Here is a 20,541-nt window from a genome sequence, read left to right as displayed (position 1 = left end):
CACCCGCCGAACCTGGAGACACCATGTACCGCACTCCCGGAGCCACAGACGCGGACCGCCACCCCCTACCGGACCGGCCGGGAATTCCCGGGATCACCGAGGCGGAGTGGAACGACTGGCGCTGGCACATGCGCAAGCGTGTCACCAGCGTCGACAAGGCACGGCAATGGATCAACCTCACCGCCGACGAGGAACGAGCCATCGAGAAATCGGCGGGCAAGTACCGCTGGAGCGTCACCCCCTACTACGCGTCCCTGATGGACCCGGACGACCCCACCTGCCCGATCCGGCAGCAGGCCGTACCCGCGCTCGGCGAGCTCGCGGAGTTCAGCGGCGCCGAGGTCGACCCCGTGGGCGACATGTTCTACCGCAAGACGAACCGGGTGGTGCACAAGTACCCGGACCGCGTGATCATGCTGATCACCGAGGCCTGCCCGGTCTACTGCCGGCACTGCACGCGCAAGTTCCACACCACCGACGTCGACGGCAGCTACTTCCGGGACAACGAGGGCGAGTCCTTCGAGGAGGACCTGCGCTACATCGCCGAACACCCCGAGATCCGGGACGTCCTGCTCACCGGCGGCGACCCGCTGTCGTACCGGGACGGCAAACTGGAGGAGATCATCTCCGGCCTCCGGGCGATCCCCAGCGTCGAGATCATCCGGATCGGCAGCCGCTTCCCCGTCCTGCTGCCCCAGCGCGTCACGGACGAGCTGTGCGAGATGCTCGCGCGCTACCACCCGGTCTGGCTCAACACGCACTTCAACCACCCGAAGGAGATCACCCCCGAGTCGGCGGCCGCGGTCGACCGGCTGCTGCGCCACGGCATCCCTGTGGGGAACCAGACCGTGCTCCTTCGCGGCGTGAACGACGACGTCACGACGATGCGCACGCTGATGACCGAGCTCCTGCGCATCCGGGTCCGGCCGTACTACCTCTACCACTGCGACAACGTCACCGGCGTGTCCCACTTCATGACCTCCATCGAGAAGGGCTGGGAAATCATGGAGGGCCTGCAGGGACACATCACCGGCTTCGGCGTCCCGCAGTACGTCCTGACGACGAAGATCGGCAAGATCCCCATCGCCCAGCCGTACTTCTCCCGCGTGCCCGAAGGCCTGCTGCTCCGCAACTACCGAGGCCAGGAGATGGTCGTCGACGCCTCGGTGCACCCCGTCACGGAGGCTGACGCGACATGACCCTCGACAAACGCCTCGGGCTGCGATTCCTCCCCTACGGCGCCAACTACCTCGACTGGCCCGACATGCACGAGCTGCGTGCGGCGATCGAGCACGGGGTCCTCTTCCGCTACCAGACGGAGACCGAGAGCGTCGCCTCGCGCCTCGAACGGCGGGTGGGGGAACGGCTCGGCGCGGGCCATGTGCTCGCGGTGCACAACTGCACCGAGGCGCTGCGGCTCGCCCTGGTCTCCACCCGCCCACGCGTCGGCGATGTCGTCCACATACCGGCGGTCACCTTCGTCTCCGTGGCGGGTGCCGTCCTCTCCAGCGGCCTCATCCCGGTCCTGGTGGACGTCGACGATTCGCTCTCCATGGACACCTCGCTGATCCCGGAAGGCGCTCAACGGGCCATCGTCGCGCACATGGAGGGCACCGTCGCGCCCCTGCCGGACGGCGTCCCGTACGTCATCGAGGACAGCGCGCAGGCGCTCGGCGCCACGTTCCCCGACGGGCGGCACACCGGGACCCGTGGCTACGCGGGAACGTTCAGCTTCCACCACAACAAGGTGCTGACGTCGGGGGAGGGCGGCCTGCTCGTCACGAACGACCCGGCCGCCTGGGAGACGATGCGCTGCTACCACGACCACGGCTCCGCACGGGTCCCCGGCCGCTACCCCACCTGGAACGAGGACGCCTACTACGGCGAGAACCTGGTCACCAGCGAGGAGGTCGCGGCGATCCAGTACCAGCAGTTCCGCCACCTCGACGAGGTGCTCTCCGGCCTTGAGCGCCACCACGCCATCGCCATGGACGCACTGCCCGAGCGCTCCGGTCTCGACATCCTGCCCCGGGCGGCGGGTGACGTGAAGATCAGTCTCCGGTTCCGTTGCGAGAGCCGGGAGTTACGCGACGCCGCCGTGTCCGCACTCACCGAGCGCTCCATCGCCAACTGGACGCTCAACAAGTACCTGTTGCCCGACCACCCCGTGGTCGCGGGCCGGCGATCGCTCTACGCCGACGGCTTCCCCTGGAACCTCGCCCCCGACACGACGCTCGCCCTCAGCCGCGACGGGTTCGCCAGAACCCGGGACCTGCTCGACCGCACCCTGTGCGTGCCGCTGTCCCCGGAGCTCTCCGAAGCCGAACAGGCCCTCGCGGTCAAGTCGGTCCGGCAGGCACTGGAGGCCGCGTGAACGCGCCGCCGGTGCTCCTGATGGCGGACGACCGCGCCTCCACCTTCACCCGGTACGCGGTGGATGCCCTTCCGGGCCGGCTGGCTCTGCTGCGGTTCGCCTCCGCGCGCAACGACCTCACGGACGCCTACGTACGCCAGACCGCGCACATCCCCGCGTTCTGGGTGAACGAGCGGCTGCCCCTGGAGGAGGAAGCGGCCCGCTACCGCGCCTGGGCCGCGCAACTCCCCGCGGCACCCACACGGTTCTGCAACCCCTCCGAGCCGCGCCAGGACATCGCCCATCGGTTCGCCTCGCTCGCGGGTCTGCCCCACCTGACGGAACGGCAAGTGAGCTGGGTGCGCGACAAGGAGGCGATGAAGGACAAGTTCCGCGAGCTCGGCCTTCTCACCGCACGGTACGCGCGCGTCTCCACGACGGACGAGGTCGCGGAGTTCGCCGCGCGGTGCGGCTGGCCCGTCGTACTGAAACCCCTGGACTCCTTCGCGTGCCTCGACACCTTCCGGCTCACCGGCCCCGAGCAACTTCCCGACCTGGCCGTCAACGGCCGTTCCTGGCTGGTCGAGGAGCATCTGGACGGCACGGAGTGGGAAGTGTGCGCGCTCATCCACGCGGGCGAGGTCCTGGACGCGTGGCCGAGTGCGATGCCGTGCCGTCCGCTGGACATCGTCGACGGCGCGATGAACGCCAACATCAGTGTCGCCACCGACGAGGGCCCGCCGTTCGACCTGCGCGGCATGCTCCAGCAGATCGTCACCGGCATGGGGATCGACCACGGGTACGCGCACATGGAGTTCTTCGTCGTCGGTGCCGAGGTGTACGCGGGCGAGATCGGGGTGCGCCTCGCCGGCTGCGAGATCACCGCCAACCACGGGTACGCCTACGGCTTCGACGTGTTCGGCGCCACGCTGGACGTCCACCTCGGCCGCCGTCCCGCCCTGGAGTACTCCGATCGCTGCTGCGCGGGCGACCTGCTGCTGCCGCTGCCGGGCTCGGGCCTTGTGCACCGGATCACCCCCGAGGAGGAACTGCTCGGCCTGCCCGGAGTGGTCAGGAGCGTCCTTCGATACCGAGAAGGGGACCTCGTGGAAGCACGGCGTGCCTCCCACAACGCGTCCGGGTACGTCCACGTGACCGGAGCGTCGATCGCCGAGGTGGAACAGCGCATGCGCGGCGTACTCGACGCCTTCACGATCGAGGTGATCACCCAGGTGCCGGCGGCCAGAACGCTCCAGCGCTGAGCCGCCTCCCGGTACACACCGGGTCGACCTCGTTCGCACTCACCACCATCACCACGGAACAGGAACCATGGAAGTGAAGCCGAACGGTCTTGCCCGCCGTCTCGTCGCCCTGCTCACGCGCCGCCAGGTCGCGGGACCCGCCTGGTGGAGCGTGGTCTCCAGGCTGCCGGTCTATCTCATGTCCCTCGCCATGGTGCTCGTCGTGCGCGAACAGGGCGGCAGCTACGCCCAGGCCGGGCTCGTCTCCGCCCTCTACACGATCGGCATGGCGCTCGGCAGTCCGCTCATCGCCCGCCGGGTCGACCGGCGGGGCCGCAGGGCCGTCCTAATGGCGACCGGAGCGCTCTACCCGGCGGCGCTCGCCGCACTGGTGTGGACGACGGAGCCGGGCGACTGGACGCAGCCGGTGCTCGCGGTGCTCGCCGGGATCACGCTGCCCCCGGCGAACGCCTGCATGCGGTCGCTGTGGGCGCGGCTCCCGCTGCGGGACGACGAGCGGGAGACCGCCTACCTGTGGGAGGCACTGCTCACCGAAGTCCTCGTGATCGGGGCGCCGTTGATGCTCGCGGTGCTGATGCTGACGGGCTCCGCCGGGGCGGCGCTGACCACGGTCGCGGTGATCGGCGGCGTCGGAGCGATCGGTCTCGCCCTCACCCGCGTACCGGAAGGCACCGACGGCGCGACGAAGGCGGCGGATACCCCGGTGGACGAGGCCGGCCGCGGCGGACTGCTCGGCCCGCTGCGGTCACGGCCGATGCTCGCACTGACCGCAGTGATGGCGCTCAGTTCCGTGCCCATCGGGCTGATGACGCTGGCCATCCCCGCCTTCGTCGACGACCACGGCTCGCAGGGCAGCACCGGCCTGGTGTACGCCTGCTGGGGTATCGGCAGTGCGCTCGGCGCCCTGTGGCTCGGCCGCTCCCAGTCCGAGGTCGCGGTGCATCTGCGCTTCCCGCGCCTGGTGCTCGCGTTCGCCGTCGGCACCGGCCTTCCGCTGCTCGCGACGTCCCAGCTGACGCTCGCCCTCGCCCTCGCGGTCGGCAGCGTACCCATCGCGCTCGTCTCCGCGAGCGAGATGACGCTGGTCAGCCTGCTGGCGGACGGCCGTTCACTGACGGAGGCCTTCACGTGGGCGTCCCTGGCGACGGTGGTGGGGGACGCGCTCGGCCAGCAGGCGGGCGGCCTGCTCATGGAACCGGCGGGCCCACGGGGCGTCTTCGCCGTCGCCTTCGCCACGTCACTCCTCGCCGCCTGCGTGGCCTTCGCCTGCCGAAGCCTCATGGGACGCCCGGCAGCGGCCCGTGTGCCCACCGAGGCGGGGGAGCGGTGACCGGGCGGGGAGCGGCACGCCCGCCCCCGGTGCCCCCGTTCCCGAACAGCCGTCCGCCCCTCACGCACGTCACTCCTCGCAGGGTCAGCGTAAGAACACGAGGTAACGCTTCATGAAGTCTGCCGTCTCCCGACAGCACCACGAGCCGTCGCGCACCGCATCGGGCACCGCGCTGTTCGTTCCGGTGAAATACGCCGATCTCCCTGTGGCCGTACGGGAGTTCCTTGCCGCTCCGGACCGGAAGCCGATCCCCGTCCCGGTCGACGAACGGGACGATCTGGTCCACAGCGTGGGGCTCGCCTCGCGCCTCTACTCCGGTGTGCGACGGCCCGCCCCCCTGGACTTCGGCGTCGTGCTCGGACGGGCGGAGCTGGCCGACGGTGTCGTGGAGCTCGCCCGGCCGCTCGCTCGTGAGTGGCTCACCGAGGACGACCTCGCCGGGTTCCACGAACGGCCCCCGGGCACGCTCCTGTTGGTGGGCACCTACGCCCGGCTCAACCTCGACCCCGTGCGCCCGCTGCTCCTGGCCACCTACCGGGACGCACGGCGCGGACTCTCCCTGCTGAGCGGCCGCGACGGCGCGTCCGTGGCCTGGAACATCGCCAAGCAGTACGCCCACGCGTCCGAAGACCTCGACGCGCTCGGCCTGTTCACGGACACCGACCGGCCGCCGCGGCTCCCCGGGGTCAGGGTCTTCGACGACCGCGACTTCGAACGGGACGACATCCAGGCCGAGATTCTCGGCACCCAGTGGCGCCGCGTCGTCTTCCAGGGCCACGGCAAGGACGACAGCATCAACCTCGGAGAGTTCACCATCTGCGGCCTGAACGAGACCGCGACCGCCCGGCCGGGCGTCCTGGCCCCTCGCTGCGCCTACGGTCTTCCCTGCTACAAACCCGAGGACAAACTCGTCCCGCTCAACAAGGTCGAGACGACGGAGCTGGTCCTCAGCGCCTGCAACAGCGGCCCGCTCGCCGACCTCGCGCTTTACGACCCCAAGTACCAACTCCTACTCAACGCCCTCGACAGCCCCGCCCGCACCGTCGTCTCCGCCGTCTCCGTGCACGACTCCGACCGGCCCGAGAACGTCGCCTGGATGCTCGCAGCCGCCACCGGCGCCGACTCCGTCGACACCCTCAACGCCAGCCTCGCGGGCTCGCATCCGTACCCCGCGTTCATGCGCTTCGGGCTCCCGGGCAGCCCGGACGAAACGCCTGCGCCACCGCCCCCCTCCGACCACGCGCCCGACCCGCTGGTCCTCACCGTCGGCCGCCGGCTCTCCGCCCTGCTCGGCTCGGAGCTGCTGCCGCACAACCACTCCCTGCGGCCCCGCCTCGGCAAGCTCGCCCGCAAGGTGGACCTCCTGGTCTCCAGGCCCACGCACCTCGCCGACCAGACACCCGACGAGATCCGCTCCTCCCTCTCGGCGGACCTCCAGAGCCTCGACCATGTGATCGCCGGGCAGGTCTCGGAGAACCCCGAGGACGAGATCATGAACTACCCCGCGCACTTCGGTGACCGCAGCTCACTGGACCCCGCTGTCCACGAGGTCGTCTGCCACTGCGGGCGTCCCGCCCAGGAGTTCGCAAGGCGCGGGCTCCTGCCGCACATCCTCGACACCCTCTGCGTGGTGTGCATGCGCTGCGGCGATGTCACCTTCCGCGTTCCCGACGCGCCGCAGCTCCTCGCCCACGCGGCCGACGAGGTGGCGCAGGGCGGCGTGCTCGAAGTGCGCGCCTCCCTCACCGCGGCCCGTCCCGGCCCCGTACGCCTCGGTCTGTTCCTGCCGAGCTATCTGCGTGACGACACCACCGTGGAACCGGCGAAGGTCAAGGTCCGCGCCTCGGACGAGCACGCGCGGGACGTCGTGTTCAAGGTGCGGTTCGCACCCGACACCGCCCCGCAGGCCTACTACTTCACGGTTTTCGCCGTGCAGGACCTCGCTGTCTCCACCGCCCGGCGGCACTTCGGCGTCGTCCCGGGCCATGGCTGAAGAGGGCGCCACGACCACCACCCCGGCACTCACCCGACGAAGGACGGTTGTCATGGAGAAGACCCCCGAGAAGAAGACCCCCGAGAAGAAGTCCTCCGAGAAGAAGACCCCCACACCCGACATCGAAATCATCGACCACGACGGCGAGTTGACCCTCAGCATCGGCGGCGAACAGGCCATGCAGGCCTGGGAACGCGACCTGATGTGGGCCAGCGCCGACATGCTCTGCGGCCACGGCAAGGACTTCTACGAGGTGGGCCTCGGCCTCGGTCTCTCGGCCCTGCGCATCGCCGAGCACCCCGTCACCCGCAGCCACCGGGTCCTCGAACTCTTCGGAGAGGTCGAAGACCTGTTCCGCGAACAGCACCCGAAACTCCCCGAAACCCTCTCCATCGAACGCGGCGACTTCTTCCAGCGTGTCTTCGATCTCGAGACGGAGAGCATCGACGGCATGTTCTTCGACCCCGCGCTCGACATGGAGGTGTGGAAGGACGCGGAACTCTGGCGCAAGACCATGCCGGAGGTCGTCCGCGCGCTGCGCCCCGGCGGGGTCTTCATCCCCTTCTTCAGCACCAAGCCCGAACTGCGGTGGCAGTACGTCGAGCACTTCCGCACCATCCGCGTGGAGCGCCACCCGTACACCGCGTACGACACCACCGAGTACACGTACGGCACCTCGGGTGACGCGTACATCCAGTGCTTCTACAAGGACTGACGGGGGCCACGTGCACAGCACCTACGAAACCGTCGAGGACGCCTACCTGACGGAGCTGCGCAGCACCTATCTCGGCGCGGCGTTCCGCAACGCCCCGCGCGGCTTCCCCAGCCGTGAGCGACTGGGCGCCGGCTTCCTGGTCCGGAACCCCGTGCAGCGCCATGTCGCGTTGCCGGGGCGCAGGTCCAACCTGGTCTTCAACTTCGCCGAAGCCCTCTGGTATTTGTCGGGCTCGGCCGACCTGGAGCTCGTCGCCCACTACGCGCCGAGCATGCGCAAGTACTCGTCCGACGGCGCCACGCTGACCGGCACCGCCTATGGGCCACGGATATTCGACTACCGGGGGACAGGCCTCGACCAGTGGCGCAGCGTCATCGACGTACTGACGGACGACCCGGACAGCAAACGCGCGGTGGTGCAGATCTTCCACCCGGGCGAGCTGCGCGAACCGGGCAACATCGACGTCGCGTGCACCCTCGCCCTGCAGTTCATGCTCCGTGAGGGGAGACTGCACGCGGTCGGCTTCATGCGCGCCAACGACGCCTACCGCGGCATGGTGAGCGACGTCTTCTCCTTCACCTTCCTCCTGGAGATGCTCGCCAGGCAGTTGGGTGTCGAGGTGGGGAGTTACGTCCATCAGGTGGGCTCCCTGCATGTGTACGACAGCGATGCCCCGCTTGTGGAACGGGTCCTGCGCGAGGGCGCGGACGACACCGACCCGGAGCCGTTCCCAGCGATGCCCGCGGGGGACAACTGGCCGCATGTGCGCGACGTGCTGCGGATCGAGGCGCGACTGCGCACCGATCGGCTCCGGCTCGGCCCCACCGCGTTGCGCGCCCTCGACCTGCCCCGCTACTGGCAGGACGTGATCGGACTCTTCGAGCTGCACCGTCAACTGACCTTCGAGCCACTGACGGACCGTGAGCTGCTCGACGAACTCCCGCCCCTGTACCGCCGGATGATGCTGTGCCGCTGGCCCCGTACCGCTGCCGACCAGGAGGTCTCCGCATGACCACGACTCCCGCCCGCGAGCTCGCCGGTGAACTCGGCGTCAACACCCTGTTCCTCGCGGGACCCTTCCTCCAGCTGCTCGATCCCGCCACCGGCGAGATGCCGTCGGGGACGCGGGCACCCTTCGCCTCCCTGATCGAGCACTTCGAGGGGCACGGGTTCAGCGTCCACAACGCACACCGCCGTGAGGCATGGGGCGCCGAACTGATGGCCCCCGCCCAATGCACCCCGCTCGACCAGGAGGAGATCCGCAAGGCCGACGTGTTCGTGGCCTTCCCCGGGCTCCCCGCCTCTCCCGGCACGCATATAGAGATGGGCTGGGCCAGCGCCTTCGGGAAACCGATCGTGCTGTTGCTCGAGGAGGGCAAGGAGTACGCGTTCCTCGTCCGCGGGCTGCACGCGGTGGCGACGGTCGAGTACGTAGTCTTCAGCGACCTGGAGGCGGCGCTTCCCGCTGTCGACGATGCGGTACGGCGTGCGGTCTCGCGACAGCGGGACGCGGCGGGCCTGAGCGGCGACGGGACAGGCACGGGAGAAGCGGCGGGTTTACGGTGAAAAGGCGGGGAACCCGATTCCCCTCTGCACGTCGAGACGCGGGAGGCGAACCGCCCATGGCGATCGCGACCTACACCCTGGTTGCGCTGGACTGCCCGGAGCCCGAGCCACTTGCCCGGTTCTACCAGGCCGTGCTCGGCGGTGAGATCCGGCCGTACGACGAGGACTGGTACGACCTGTATGTGCCGGGCGGCGCACGCATCTCCTTCCAGCGCGCACCGGACCACCGGCCGCCCAAGTGGCCGCAGGCGGAGTCGGATTCGCAGCAGCTGCACCTCGACTTCACCGTCACCGACATGGAGAAGGCGCACGACGAGGTGCTCGCCGTGGGGGCGGCACCGCTCGACCTCGACGACAACGGCGGAAAGCGGGGGTGGCGTGTCTACGCCGACCCGGCGGGACACCCCTTCTGCCTCTGCCAGGGGTGACTTCCGACTTCTTACTTCGGCCTAGGACCTAGGAGGCCTTGGGCTGCCGTACGCCGCGTAGAGCCTCGATCAGCTCGTCCCGGTTCATGGACGAGCGGCCGGGGATGTCGGCGTCGGCGGCCCGGCGGTGGAGCTCGGCCTTCGTCAGTCCATCGAGGTCCGCCTTCTTCGTGCCTGCGGCCTTCTTGGACCGGGAACTCCCGGACTTCTTCGAGCCTGCGGCCTTCTTCGAGGCCGCGGACTTCTTCGAGCCTCCCGGCTTCTTCGCCCGGTCCACGCTCGCCTTCAGGGCGTCCATGAGGTCGACGACGTTGGTGGACTCCGCGGGCGGCTCCGCCTTCTCGACCTTCTCGCCCTTGCGCTTGGCGTCGATGAGGGCGGCCACCTGCTCCTGGTAGGTGTCGTGGAAGTCGTCGGGGTTCCAGTCGATGCGGAGCGTGTCGACCAGCTGGCGTGCCATCTTCAGCTCGCGGTCGGTGACCTTCGTCTTCCCGGGCAGGTCGTCGATCTCCTCGCGCGGGTCACGGATCTCGTCGGCCCAGTGGAGGGTGTGCAGCGTCAGGAGACCGCCCTCGGCCTTCACCGCGACCAGATACTGGTGATTGCGCATCACGAACGTGGCGATCCCGGCTCTGTCCGCCTCGGCGAGGGCTTTCTCCAGCAGGGCGTAGACCTTGGTGTACTCCTTGCCCTTCGGGCCCAGGTAGTAGGTCTTGTCGAAGAAGATCGGCTCGATCTCCTCCAGATCGACGAAGCCCGTGATCTCCAGCGTCTTGGAGCGTCCCGGCGCGATGTCGTCCAGCTCGTCCGGCTCGATCAGTACGTACTCGTCCCCGGCGTCATAGGCCTTGACGATGTCGTCGAGGCCTACTTCGTCGCCGGTGCGTTCATTCACCCGTTTGTTGCGCACCCGGTCGGACGTGCCCCGCTGCAGCTGGTGGAAGCGGACGGTGTGGCTGTCCGTGGCGGTGAACATCTGGACGGGCAGGGAGACAAGGCCGAACGTGACGGTCCCGCTCCACACCGGACGTGCCATGGCTGCGTCACCCCTTTCGGTCTCCTCTCATGGCACACCGGGAGGGGGCGTGCCGCATCCCGAGGCCGAGGGCCGCGGGACACGTCACGAGGAGTCGCGGGCGGCCTCCGCCAGCTTCCGGTCCAGGGCGGCCCGGACGAGTGCCGCTGCGGTCACGCCGGCCTTCTCCTTGCCCGCGAGCCGCAGCAGCGCGGACGTGTCCCTGGGCAGACCGAGGCGCTCGGCTCCTTGCAGCACCTTGGCGTCGAAGCGGGGCGCGTACTCGGTCCACACGTCCTGCACCTCGCGCAGGAAGATGTCCGCGCCGGTGGGCCCGAGGCCCGGCACTTCACGCAGCAGCCGTTTCAGGGCCGCCGCGTCGCCGTCGGCCTTCTCGCGCAGCCTGCGCAGGTCCCCGCCCCACTCGTCGAGCACGATCCGTGCGCCGTCGCCGAGCTGGGTCGCGGTCCGCTCGTCGTAGCGCCGGTAGCCGCCCTGCCCCAGGGCGTCGACCCGCTGCTGCCAGCTGGCGTCGGCCATCTGCCGCGGACCCCGCATCCCGGCCTCGTACAGCGCGCGGGTGCTCGCCACCGCGACGGATGCCCGGATCCGGGCGCTGAGCAGGCAGGACAGGACGAGCGTGCGGTAGAGCGGCTGGGGAGTGTCGGTCAGTCGGATGCCCGCCTCCGCCGCGTACGTCTGGCCCGACGTCCTGAGCAGTTCCCTCATCACAGCCTTCTGACCGGCCATGTCCACCTTCCTTGTTCAGTGCCGCGGGCGTTTGTGGTCCTGGTGACGGTGGTGCAGGGCCGAGAGGACGGCCAGGGCGAGAAGGGCGAGGAGAGCGAAGAGGATCGCGAGGCCTGCCAACGCCCATGGGCTGGGAGGTTTGCCGCTCACTGAACGCGTCGCCCACACCCCGAAGAGCACGGCGAGGGCCAGGAAGAGCGGTGTGTAGAGGTAGGTGAGCAGGTGGCGCAGACGGTGGGCGCGGTGCGTGTGCGGACCGGCGCTCGTCAGGCCGTGCTCCGTCCGCGGGCGTGACTCCGCCTGCGGGTCCGGATCCGTCTGCGGGTGCCCGCGGCGGCCGGGGCGTTCGCCTTTCATGGCTACCTCCAGCAGCTGAGGGCGCAGGCTGCCGTGGGTCCTTGTCAAGTTCAAGGATAGTCCTGTCGGGCCGCCCTGCCGGGATCATGCCGGATGGCCGGGGGAGAGGTCGGTGACGTCGCTCAGACGCAGCAGCTCCCCGTGCGGCGGCGGGTCCGCGCCGGCTTCCACCGGCGTGAGATGAAAGCCCACGTGATCTCCCCAGTCGGCGTGCCGCTCGATCCTGCCGACCCACCAGGCGCAGGAGTCCAGGAGCACGGGCGTCCCGCCCGTGCGCGCCTCCCAGCGGACGTCGGCGAACTTGTCGACTCGCTCGCCGCACTCGCCGCCGAACAGTTGCGCGAGTTGATGCTGGTCGCGTCCGATGAGATGCACGCCGAGGAAAGCGGCGTCCCGGGCCACCCGATACGTGTGGTTCGCCCGGGACAGCCACACCACGAAGCGAGGCGGCTTCAACGCGCACTGCGAGGCGAAACCGACCAGGCAGCCGGCCGGCGCACCGCCGTCGGCAGCAGCGGCCGTCACCACGTACATCGGGTAGTCGAGGAGGTCGGTGAACCCGTCCACAGCCACCAAAACGTCCACCTTCCCTAGGCCGGGGAATCCGGGGTCTCGCGCGGTTCCAGGGGATGGGTGGCGGGGCCGTGCAGGACCGAGCCGTCCGTCCCGAAGCGTGAGCCGTGGCAGGGGCACTCCCAGACCCGCTCCGCGTCGTTGAACTGCACCAGACAGCCCAGGTGGGTGCAGCGCGCGGAGAGCGCGGTGGCGTTCCCGTCCTCGTCGCGATACACCGCGCAGCGCTTGCCCTGCAGGCGTACGACGGCTCCGCTGCCCGGCGGGATGTCGGTCAGCGAGTCGACGTGGCTGGTGTGCAGCCGGTCGCCGATGAAGTGCTTCGCTGCGGACGCCTGGTAGGAGGCGATCTGGCCCGCGTCGCGGACGGGCGGCAGGCGGCGCGGGTCGTACAGATCGGTCCAGGCCGGCCGCGGTCCGCCCGCGATATGGGCGGTGAGCAGGCGCCCCGCCATCACGCCGTTGCTCATGCCCCAGCCGCCGAAGCCGGTGGCGACGAAGACGTGCTGGGTGCCGGGGTGGGCATGGCCGACGTACGGCAGCTGGTCGGCGGAGTCGTTGTCCTGCGCCGCCCACCGGTAGGCGTCGCCCTGCTCGGCGAAGTGCGGCAGATGCTCGCGCGCCCAGGCCTCCAGGCGGTCGAACCGTCCGCGCACACCGCCCGCACCCGGCTCGAACGACTCCCCGGTGACGATGAGCAGCCGCCGCCCCTCCTCGTAGGGGGCACTGCGCAGCGAACGGGTCCCGCCCTCCGGCGTGATGTACATGCCCGTGGGCGCCGCCTCCGAGGGCACGGGCGCCGCGATCACCAGCTCCCGGTGGGGCTTGATGCGGGTGAAGAGCAGGGTGCGGTCGAAGACGGGGTAGTGCGTCGCGACGACCGTGTCGCGTGCCTCGACCGTGACACCGGATTCCGTGGTGACCCGGCACCGGGCGCCGTCGTGCAGGTCCGTGACCCGGGCACGCTCGAAGATGCGTCCGCCTTCGCGAGTGATGTGCTCGGCCAGGGCAAGCAGGAATTTACGTGGATGGAACTGCAGTTGGCCCTCGACACGTACCGCGCCCGCGACCTCGAAGGGCAGCTCCGTCTCGGTCACGAAGGACGCGTCGAGACCGGCCCGCCGGGCGGCATTCGCCTCCTGCCGCAGCTCGTCGACGCGTGCGGGGTCCTGCAAGTAGGTGAAGGCGGGGGCGCGTTCCAGCTCCGCGTCGATGCCGAGCTCGGCGCAGAGGGCGGCGGTTCGCTCGACCGCCTCCTGCTGCGAGAGGGCGTAGAGCCGGGCGTCGTCCGCGCCGTGCTTCGCCTCGATACCGGCATAGATGAGGCCGTGCGCGGCGGAGAGTTTGGCCGTGGTGTAGCCGCTCACGCCCGCGGCGATCCGGTCCGCCTCCAGGACGACGACGTCCAGACCGGCACGGACCAGGTCCCAGGCGGTGCAGAGACCGGCGATACCGCCGCCGACGACCACGACGTCCGCCGTCAGATCCGCGTCGGGGGCCGGATACCCGGTGCCGGGCGTGGTCGCCATCCAGTACGACTCGTCAACTGTGCGGCGTGGGGTGGTCATGTCTTCTCCTGGGGGACCGGTGGCACGTGGTCATCACTGCGCTGACGGGGACGGGTACCCCCGGCGAGGAGTCTCAGTAGTCGGGTATCCGTTCGGACGTACTGCCGAGGGGCGCACCCAGTAACTGGGTGCGCCCCTCGGGGGATCACGCGGTCCGCGCGTCAGACCAGGTCGTCTTCCAGGCCCTGGCGGTGCTGCGCGCGAGCGTCGCCCGCTTCACGCTCCTGCTGGCGGCGCTGGCCCGGCTGTGCCGGGTCCTGCGGACGCTGACCCCGCTGCGGGGGCTCCTGGCGCCCGGGGGTCTGACGGGACGGATCGGCGGACCGCTTTTGCTTGCCCATGAGTTCACTCCTCGTGAGGGCGGATTGGTTTTCTCATCGTGGCACGCGTCGTAACTCCCTGCATGTCAAGCGATTTCGGAGCGTGATGACGCCTGGTGGGGGTGGGTCTGGAGACGGGTCTGGGGGCCGGGCCATCCGCCCCGTCCGGCGGCCGGGCTCCGCGGACCTCCACCGCGCTGACCGTGCGCGGCAGGACGCCCCCGGGAGATGGTGGAGCCGAGGAGTTACCCGAGGGCCGGAGGTTCCCATGGACAGCGGCGAAGGTGCGCAGGGGCTGCGCTGCCTGGTGACCGGAGCGACCGGATACATCGGCGGGCGGCTGGTGCCCGAACTGCTCGACGCCGGGCACCGGGTGAGGTGCCTCGCCCGCTCGCCCGCGAAGCTGCGCGACCACCCCTGGGCCGGGCGGGCCGACGTGGTGCGGGGCGACGCGTCCGACGCCGAGTCGGTCGGCGCGGCCATGCGGGACATCGACGTCGCGTACTACCTCATCCACTCGCTCGGCACCGGCCGCGGCTTCGAGAAGACGGACCGCACGGCGGCCCGCATCTTCGCCGAGCAGGCACGCGCGGCGGGCGTGCGGCGCATCGTGTACCTCGGCGGGCTCATCCCCGACGGCGTCCCGGAGGAGGAGCTGTCGCCGCATCTGCGCTCCCGGGCCGAAGTGGGCCGGATCTTCCTGGAGTCGGGCGTGCCGGCCACCGTGCTCCGCGCCGCAGTGATCATCGGCTCCGGCTCCGCGTCCTTCGAGATGCTGCGCTACCTCACCGAACGCCTGCCGGTGATGGTCACGCCGAGCTGGGTGCGCACCCGGATCCAGCCGATCGGCGTGCGCGACGTCCTGCGCTACCTCGTGGGCAGCGCCACCCTGCCCGACGACGTCAGCCGCCCCTTCGACATCGGCGGCCCCGACGTCGTCACGTACGCCGACATGATGCGCCGGTACGCGGCGGTGGCGAAGCTGCCGCACCGCCTCATCCTGCCGGTGCCCATGCTGTCCCCGCGCCTCTCCAGCCACTGGGTCGGCCTCGTCACCCCCGTACCGGCGTCGATCGCCCGGCCGCTCGCGGAGTCCCTGCGGTACGAGGTCGTCTGCCGCGAACACGACATCGCCCGCTACGTCCCCGACGAGCCGGGCGTCCCGATCGGCTTCGACAGGGCGCTCTCGCTGGCCCTGGAGCGCGTCAAGGATGCCCAGGTCAGCACCCGTTGGTCGTCCGCATCGGTGCTGGGCGCCCCCAGCGACCCGCTGCCCACCGACCCCGACTGGGCGGGCGGCAGCCTCTACTCGGACCGGCGGGAACGGACCGTGGACGCGTCGCCGCAGGCCCTGTGGCGTGTCGTGGAAGGCGTGGGAGGTGACAACGGCTGGTACTCGTTCCCGCTCGCCTGGGCGGTGCGCGGCTGGCTCGACCGGCTCGTCGGCGGGGTCGGCCTGAGACGGGGACGCCGGGACGCGCAGCGGCTGCGGGTGGGGGACTCGCTGGACTTCTGGCGGGTGGAGGAGATCGAACCGGGCCGGCTGCTGCGGCTGCGCGCCGAGATGCGACTGCCGGGCCTCGCCTGGCTGGAGATGTACGCGGAGGAGGACGGCAAGGGCCGCGCCCGCTACCGGCAGCGGGCGCTCTTCCACCCGCACGGCCTGCTGGGACACGCGTACTGGTGGAGCGTCTCGCCGTTCCACGCACTCGTCTTCGGCGGCATGGCCCGCAACATCACCCGCACGGCCGAACAGCGCACGGCGAAAACCACCGCCACAACGGCTGCCGAGGCCACCCGGGAGTCGTGAACCCTTGACGTCCTGCGGCGCCGCGAGCGGCCGGATGTTCCTATCCGAAGCCGAGCTCGGGGTCCGTGCCCGTCAGTTCGCAGCTCGCGGTCCACAGGTGAGCGGCGACGGACGGGTCGGACATGTGTGAGGGGACGGGTTCGAGGCGTGGCCGGCCGCGGAGGCCGAAGGCTCTAGGTCCCCACAGCTGACCTCCCCGTACTTCCGGGTCGAGAACGGCACGCACGACGGGCCACGCGCCGGCGTCCTTGCCCTGCACCAGGAGCCCGGCGGGCAAGGACCGCAGCCGCTCGCCGGGGGACGTCACGTGTACCGGTGGGCGGGAAGGGGTGAGGGAGTCCAGGGCGCCGCCCGGGTGGGCCACCACACTCAGCACCGTGCTGCCGACCGCACGCAGGCGGCGGTCGAGTTCGAAGCCGAAGCACATCTGCGCGAGCTTCGACCGGCCGTAGGCGTGCTTGGGCCGGTAGTCCCGGGACGACTGCAGATCGCCCAGGTCCAGCCGCTCGGACCGCGCCGCGAAGCTGCCCACCGTCACGACGCGGCCCGCCGGAGCCGAGGACAGCAGGGGAGCCAGCCACCGGGTGAGCGCGAAGTGGCCGAGGTGGTTGGTGGCGAACATCAGCTCATGCCCTTCCTCGGTCTCGCGCCGCGGCGGGTCGTCGAGCGCGACCCCCGCATTGTGGACCACCGCGTCGAGACGCGCGAGGCCCAGTCCGTCCACGGCGCTCCTCAGGGACGACAGGTCGGCGACGTCGAGTCGCAGGTGCCGCAGCCGCGCATCGGGGACGCGCGAGCGGATCGATGCCATGGCGGCGTCGGCCTTCGCGGCGTTCCGGCTGCCGAGCACGACGAGGGCACCGGTGGCGGCGAGCTGCTCCGCGGCGAAGTAGCCGATCCCGGCGTTGCCCCCGGTGATCAGGAAGTTCCTGCCCTCGGCGGTCGGCAGCCGGTGAACGTCCCACGCTCGGCTCTGGGATACGGAAGACACGGTGGGCTCCTGGTGTTCGGGGCAGCGTGCTCAGGGGGAGCAACGATCGACCCGCCCAAGGTCGCAGCCCCCACCGACACACCGCCTACAGATCAAGGTCATCGCCGACATACGTCCGACGCCCCCGCCGGGCGGCTGATCGCCCCCGCGTCGGAGTGAGAGCCTTGGCTCGACGAAAGGACAGCACCACATGACTTCCCCCACCGATCTGGCCCCCGCCGAGGCGGCCGCACGCCTCGACCGCTACACCGTCATCGACGTCCGCAGCCCCGGCGAGTACGCCGCCGGCCACCTGCCCGGGGCCCACAACATCCCCGTCGATCACCTGCACATGGCGCTGCCCGAGCTCAAGGCCGCCGCTGCCCGTGGCGAGCTCCTGATGGTCTGCGCCTCCGGGAAGCGCTCCGCTTCCGCGTGCGACGAGCTGGCCGCCGCCGACATCCCCGCCGCCACCCTCGCGGGCGGCACCACGGCCTGGGCCGAACAGGGCCACCCGCTCCACCCCTCGGAGGGCGCGCCTACGGCCTGGCCGATGGAGCGCCAGGTGCGGCTCGCCGCCGGGGCCCTTGTCGTCCTCGGCCTCGCCGCCGGAACCCGCTTGCGGCCCGCGCGCTGGCTGGCCGCGGGTGTCGGCGCCGGCCTCGTCTTCTCCGCCGTCACCGACAGCTGTGGCATGGCCGCCGTGCTCGCGAGGCTTCCCCACAACCGCCCTCGCGCCACCGACCTGCGCACCACACTGGAAGCCCTCTGACACGCTGGAAGCCCTCTGACCTCCCGGCGCTTCAGCTTCAGTGAGTGCGCCGCACCCGGTGCCGCCGGGTCGTGAAGCGAACGTCCGCCTCCAGGACGCGGGGTGCGGTCGCAGCCCGCGCCTCCGCGATGGTGTCCCGGGCGAGCTCGCGCAACACCGCTTCGGGGGAGCCGTCGGGCTCAAGGACCAGCGTGATGCGGGCGCGCAGCCGCCGGGGGCGTCCGAGGAGTCGTACGTGCGCGCGGGCCACGCCGTCGACGGCTCGGGCGCGTTCGGCCATCGCGGAGGCCAGGGCCGTGGCGGAGAGCGTGATCCCGGGCTGCCCGAGCGGTAGTTCGCGCAGCCGGCCGGTGCGGATCTGGGCGGCGGCCCAGCAGAGGAACAGGACGGCGAGCAGGGCCAGCGCGGCGATCACGACGGGCGGCCACCAGCCGTGGTCACGCCACCGGCCGAGCATCTCCCGGCCCAGCCACACCCGGTCGGCGCCGAGGCGGGGCAGGGCCGCCGGCAGCCGCTCACGGACGGGAGCGACCGCGGAGGCCAGAGCCGCTCCCGAAACCAGGAGAACTACCGCCGCACAGAGCAGAGTCACCCGGTTCACACCGCTACGGATTCGGCTCATCAGGGCCACTCCTCTCCCTCACACCGGGCCCGCTCCCGGCCTCGGCGCCGCTCCAGGGCCCTGCCCCGCGCCCGGGCCCTGTCTCAGCCCCGGGCCCGGACCCTGCCTCGGGCACGGGCCCGCACCCGGGTTCTGCCTCGGGCTCGCTCCCTGCCCCGGGCCCGGGCCGTGCCTCGCTCCCCGCTCCGGACCCCGGCCCGTTCCTGGACCCTGCCCCGCTCCAGGGCCTCGACTCAGCCCCCGGGTCGGACCCCGCGTCGGGCACGGACCCGGTCCCTCTCCCGGGCCCAGCCCCAGCCCGGCTCCCGGACCCAGCCCCTGACTCGGGCCCGCTCCCTGCCCCGGCCCCCGCAGGAGCGCGCCAGCCGGGTGCCGTACGCAGGCGCACGCGCAGCCGCAGCGGGCCGGCGAGGGCGAGGTCCGTCGTCGTCGCCTCGGCGGTCTCGGCCACCGCCCGGCGCGCGCCCTCCAGCTCGCCGAACTCGAGCCCGGCGCGCACCCGTGCCGTACGGCGGCCGACCCTCACCCGGACCCTGCCGACGCCCGGTACGCCGGTCACGGCATCCCGCAGCAGGACCGCGACCGCCCGCCGGTCCACTGCCGCGCGCACCCCCGGCAGCGGCGGCCTCATCGGGAGAACGCCGCGACGGCCCGGGGCGAGGGCGAGGACCAGCAGCCAGACACCGAGCGCGAAGACGGCGATCGCCGCGAGGACGCCCGAGGTCGTGCCGCCGTAGGGCCCGTGGGTGCCGAGCCACTCCATCGCCCGGACCCGCCACCGTGCGGGAGCCTGCCCGGCCGCGTGCACGGACACCACGTCGTACAGCAGCACCCCGCAGACCGCGGCGGCGAGCAGGGTCAACACCCCGACGGGCAGGCGGCGTTGAGACCAGGGGCGGTGGGCACGCCCAGCAGCCTCGACCGGCGGTGCGAGCTGCCCGGCGGGCAGTTCGCGGCGGGCCAGGCCCCGGGACAGCCCCCGCACGCGAATCCGTGCCGAGGACACGGTGAGGCCGGTGAGCCGCTCCGTGCGCTCGGTGACGTGCGCCCGTACGCTCTCGCCCGCCTCGTCGAGCACGGCGGGATACGGCAGCGTCACCGTGACGCCCACCTGGGCCCGCCTGCCGCGCACGGCCGCCGCACCTCCCTCGACCTCGACCGCGCCGGGCGCGAGCGCCTCCGTCGCGGCGCGCTGTGCGATGCGGCGCACCGCGCGGTCCGCGACGGTCGTCGTCCCGCGCTCCGCCGCCGGCGTGGTCACCGCCGCTCCCGGTCACGCCCGCCGAGGAAGGCGCGTATGTCCGTGCCGTTGTCGACAAAGCACCCAAGGACGAAGCCGACGGCACCGAGCGCGGCGACCAGGAGGAACGCGCCGAAGCCGCCGAACCACCCGGCGAATCCCAGGGCCATGCCCGCCATGAGGCCGACCAGAGCTGTGCTCACCACTCACCTCACACCACAGAAGGGGAACGTCACGAGAAGCGTCACGAGAAGCGTCACGACAAGGGGAACGTCGCGCCGTGGCCCGCGCGGGGCAGGGCCCCGCCCTACTCGACGCGGGTCTCGGCGCCGGAGTCCGCGTTGTCGTCCTCGGGCAGGTGCACGTCGTTCACGGCGACGTTCACCTCGACCACTTCGAGCCCCGTGATGCGCTCCACCGCCGAGATGACGTTCTCGCGCACGTCGTGGGCGACGTCGGTGATGGGCACGCCGTACTCGACGACGATGTCCAGGTCGATCGCCGTCTGCCGCTCACCGACCTCGACCTTCACCCCGCGGCCGACGTTGGGGCGCCCGCCGGGAACGCGGTCGCGCACGGCGCCGATGGTGCGGGACAGGCCGCCTCCCATGTCGAAGACGCCGGGGATCTCGCGGGCCGCCATGCCGGCGATCTTCACGACCACGACATCGGCAATGGACGTCTTGCCCCGCGTCGCCGCGGGCTGGGCCGCGCCGGTGGCTCCGCTGACGGTGGTGGCTCCCCCAGTGGTGCGGTGAAGCTCGCTGCCGAGGTCCTTCTCCGTGCTGCCGGGTGCTGCTGTGTTCGAGGTGAGGTCCTGCGTCGTCATGGTGGCGTCTCCTCGTCGTCGGGTCTGTCCGCCTCTTCACCTGCTCCGACCCGAGTACCCCGCCTCCG

Annotated in this window: 22 protein-coding genes; 11 read left to right on the top strand and 11 right to left on the bottom strand. The window is 71.3% G+C overall.

Annotation, left to right across the window (positions count from 1 at the left end; translation table 11 throughout):
• The first annotated feature begins 23 nt into the window (after nt 1-23).
• From blsG to ABXJ52_RS03770, 9 genes are all read left to right on the top strand, one after another.
• Entirely contained in the window at nt 24-1,199 is a 1,176-nt protein-coding gene (gene blsG / locus ABXJ52_RS03810; protein ID WP_367039131.1) for an arginine 2,3-aminomutase, read from the top strand.
• Nucleotides 1,196-2,374 carry a DegT/DnrJ/EryC1/StrS family aminotransferase gene (locus tag ABXJ52_RS03805; protein WP_367039129.1) on the top strand — a complete coding sequence of 393 codons (1,179 nt, stop codon included), beginning with the start codon at nt 1,196-1,198 and terminating at the stop codon, nt 2,372-2,374. The genes blsG and ABXJ52_RS03805 overlap by 4 nt, the downstream gene beginning before the upstream one ends.
• The gene (locus ABXJ52_RS03800) at nt 2,371-3,615 is read left to right on the top strand and encodes an ATP-dependent carboxylate-amine ligase (protein ID WP_367039127.1); all 1,245 of its coding nucleotides are present in this window, start codon (nt 2,371-2,373) and stop codon (nt 3,613-3,615) included. The genes ABXJ52_RS03805 and ABXJ52_RS03800 overlap by 4 nt, the downstream gene beginning before the upstream one ends.
• A 67-nt stretch (nt 3,616-3,682) precedes the next feature.
• Nucleotides 3,683-4,945, top strand: a complete 1,263-nt coding sequence (locus tag ABXJ52_RS03795) for an MFS transporter (protein ID WP_367039125.1) — start codon at nt 3,683-3,685, stop codon at nt 4,943-4,945.
• 112 nt (nt 4,946-5,057) lie between these two features.
• Nucleotides 5,058-6,938, top strand: a complete 1,881-nt coding sequence (locus tag ABXJ52_RS03790) for a hypothetical protein (RefSeq protein ID WP_367039123.1) — start codon at nt 5,058-5,060, stop codon at nt 6,936-6,938.
• Nucleotides 6,939-6,990: 52 nt separating this feature from the next.
• Nucleotides 6,991-7,653 (top strand): class I SAM-dependent methyltransferase, encoded by a 663-nt coding sequence (locus ABXJ52_RS03785; protein ID WP_367039121.1) that lies wholly within the window; start codon nt 6,991-6,993, stop codon nt 7,651-7,653.
• A gap of 10 nt (nt 7,654-7,663) precedes the next feature.
• On the top strand, nt 7,664-8,665 hold the full coding sequence (locus tag ABXJ52_RS03780; protein ID WP_367039120.1) for a thymidylate synthase: 1,002 nt from the start codon (nt 7,664-7,666) through the stop codon (nt 8,663-8,665).
• Complete coding sequence (locus ABXJ52_RS03775) at nt 8,662-9,219, top strand: nucleoside 2-deoxyribosyltransferase (protein WP_367039119.1); 558 nt, start codon at nt 8,662-8,664, stop codon at nt 9,217-9,219. The genes ABXJ52_RS03780 and ABXJ52_RS03775 overlap by 4 nt, the downstream gene beginning before the upstream one ends.
• A gap of 56 nt (nt 9,220-9,275) precedes the next feature.
• Nucleotides 9,276-9,647 carry a VOC family protein gene (locus tag ABXJ52_RS03770; protein WP_367039117.1) on the top strand — a complete coding sequence of 124 codons (372 nt, stop codon included), beginning with the start codon at nt 9,276-9,278 and terminating at the stop codon, nt 9,645-9,647.
• 28 nt (nt 9,648-9,675) lie between these two features.
• On the opposite strand, the gene ABXJ52_RS03765 is transcribed toward ABXJ52_RS03770, so the two are convergent.
• The 6 genes from ABXJ52_RS03765 to ABXJ52_RS03740 all read right to left on the bottom strand — a co-directional run bounded on the left by ABXJ52_RS03765 (nt 9,676) and on the right by ABXJ52_RS03740 (nt 14,251).
• Nucleotides 9,676-10,683: a Ku protein gene (locus tag ABXJ52_RS03765; protein WP_367039115.1), complete on the bottom strand. Its 1,008-nt coding sequence runs from the start codon at nt 10,681-10,683 to the stop codon at nt 9,676-9,678.
• An 84-nt stretch (nt 10,684-10,767) separates the two neighbouring features.
• A complete protein-coding gene (locus ABXJ52_RS03760) occupies nt 10,768-11,412 on the bottom strand; it encodes an endonuclease (RefSeq protein ID WP_367039113.1) in 645 nt (214 codons plus the stop codon).
• 15 nt (nt 11,413-11,427) lie between these two features.
• Nucleotides 11,428-11,769 carry a hypothetical protein gene (locus ABXJ52_RS03755; protein ID WP_367039111.1) on the bottom strand — a complete coding sequence of 114 codons (342 nt, stop codon included), beginning with the start codon at nt 11,767-11,769 and terminating at the stop codon, nt 11,428-11,430.
• 84 nt (nt 11,770-11,853) lie between these two features.
• Nucleotides 11,854-12,345 (bottom strand): flavin reductase, encoded by a 492-nt coding sequence (locus ABXJ52_RS03750; protein ID WP_367039109.1) that lies wholly within the window; start codon nt 12,343-12,345, stop codon nt 11,854-11,856.
• Nucleotides 12,346-12,359: 14 nt separating this feature from the next.
• Nucleotides 12,360-13,910 (bottom strand): FAD-dependent oxidoreductase, encoded by a 1,551-nt coding sequence (locus ABXJ52_RS03745; RefSeq protein WP_367039107.1) that lies wholly within the window; start codon nt 13,908-13,910, stop codon nt 12,360-12,362.
• Nucleotides 13,911-14,071: 161 nt separating this feature from the next.
• A complete protein-coding gene (locus tag ABXJ52_RS03740; RefSeq protein ID WP_367039105.1) occupies nt 14,072-14,251 on the bottom strand; it encodes a hypothetical protein in 180 nt (59 codons plus the stop codon).
• A gap of 247 nt (nt 14,252-14,498) precedes the next feature.
• Between ABXJ52_RS03740 and ABXJ52_RS03735 the strand changes: the two genes are divergently transcribed.
• Nucleotides 14,499-16,040 carry an SDR family oxidoreductase gene (locus ABXJ52_RS03735; RefSeq protein WP_367039103.1) on the top strand — a complete coding sequence of 514 codons (1,542 nt, stop codon included), beginning with the start codon at nt 14,499-14,501 and terminating at the stop codon, nt 16,038-16,040.
• A 40-nt stretch (nt 16,041-16,080) separates the two neighbouring features.
• Here ABXJ52_RS03735 and ABXJ52_RS03730 read toward each other — a convergent pair whose 3' ends face one another.
• On the bottom strand, nt 16,081-17,031 hold the full coding sequence (locus tag ABXJ52_RS03730; RefSeq protein ID WP_367039101.1) for an SDR family NAD(P)-dependent oxidoreductase: 951 nt from the start codon (nt 17,029-17,031) through the stop codon (nt 16,081-16,083).
• Between the two features lie 190 nt (nt 17,032-17,221).
• On the opposite strand from ABXJ52_RS03730, the gene ABXJ52_RS03725 reads away from it, so the two are divergent.
• Nucleotides 17,222-17,782 carry a rhodanese-like domain-containing protein gene (locus tag ABXJ52_RS03725; RefSeq protein WP_367039099.1) on the top strand — a complete coding sequence of 187 codons (561 nt, stop codon included), beginning with the start codon at nt 17,222-17,224 and terminating at the stop codon, nt 17,780-17,782.
• Nucleotides 17,783-17,819: 37 nt separating this feature from the next.
• On the opposite strand, the gene ABXJ52_RS03720 is transcribed toward ABXJ52_RS03725, so the two are convergent.
• From ABXJ52_RS03720 to ABXJ52_RS03705, 4 genes are all read right to left on the bottom strand, one after another.
• Complete coding sequence (locus ABXJ52_RS03720; RefSeq protein ID WP_367039097.1) at nt 17,820-18,404, bottom strand: alkaline shock response membrane anchor protein AmaP; 585 nt, start codon at nt 18,402-18,404, stop codon at nt 17,820-17,822.
• Nucleotides 18,388-19,665 carry a DUF6286 domain-containing protein gene (locus ABXJ52_RS03715; RefSeq protein WP_367039095.1) on the bottom strand — a complete coding sequence of 426 codons (1,278 nt, stop codon included), beginning with the start codon at nt 19,663-19,665 and terminating at the stop codon, nt 18,388-18,390. The genes ABXJ52_RS03720 and ABXJ52_RS03715 overlap by 17 nt, the downstream gene beginning before the upstream one ends.
• Nucleotides 19,662-19,847 (bottom strand): hypothetical protein, encoded by a 186-nt coding sequence (locus ABXJ52_RS03710; RefSeq protein WP_367039093.1) that lies wholly within the window; start codon nt 19,845-19,847, stop codon nt 19,662-19,664. The genes ABXJ52_RS03715 and ABXJ52_RS03710 overlap by 4 nt, the downstream gene beginning before the upstream one ends.
• 104 nt (nt 19,848-19,951) lie before the next feature.
• Nucleotides 19,952-20,473 carry an Asp23/Gls24 family envelope stress response protein gene (locus tag ABXJ52_RS03705; RefSeq protein WP_367039092.1) on the bottom strand — a complete coding sequence of 174 codons (522 nt, stop codon included), beginning with the start codon at nt 20,471-20,473 and terminating at the stop codon, nt 19,952-19,954.
• Nucleotides 20,474-20,541 lie beyond the last annotated feature (68 nt).

This window comes from Streptomyces sp. Je 1-332 (assembly GCF_040730185.1).
In the GTDB taxonomy this organism is placed as follows: domain Bacteria; phylum Actinomycetota; class Actinomycetes; order Streptomycetales; family Streptomycetaceae; genus Streptomyces.
Note: the sequence above shows the minus strand (reverse complement) of the source record. Positions and strands in the feature narration are given on the sequence as shown.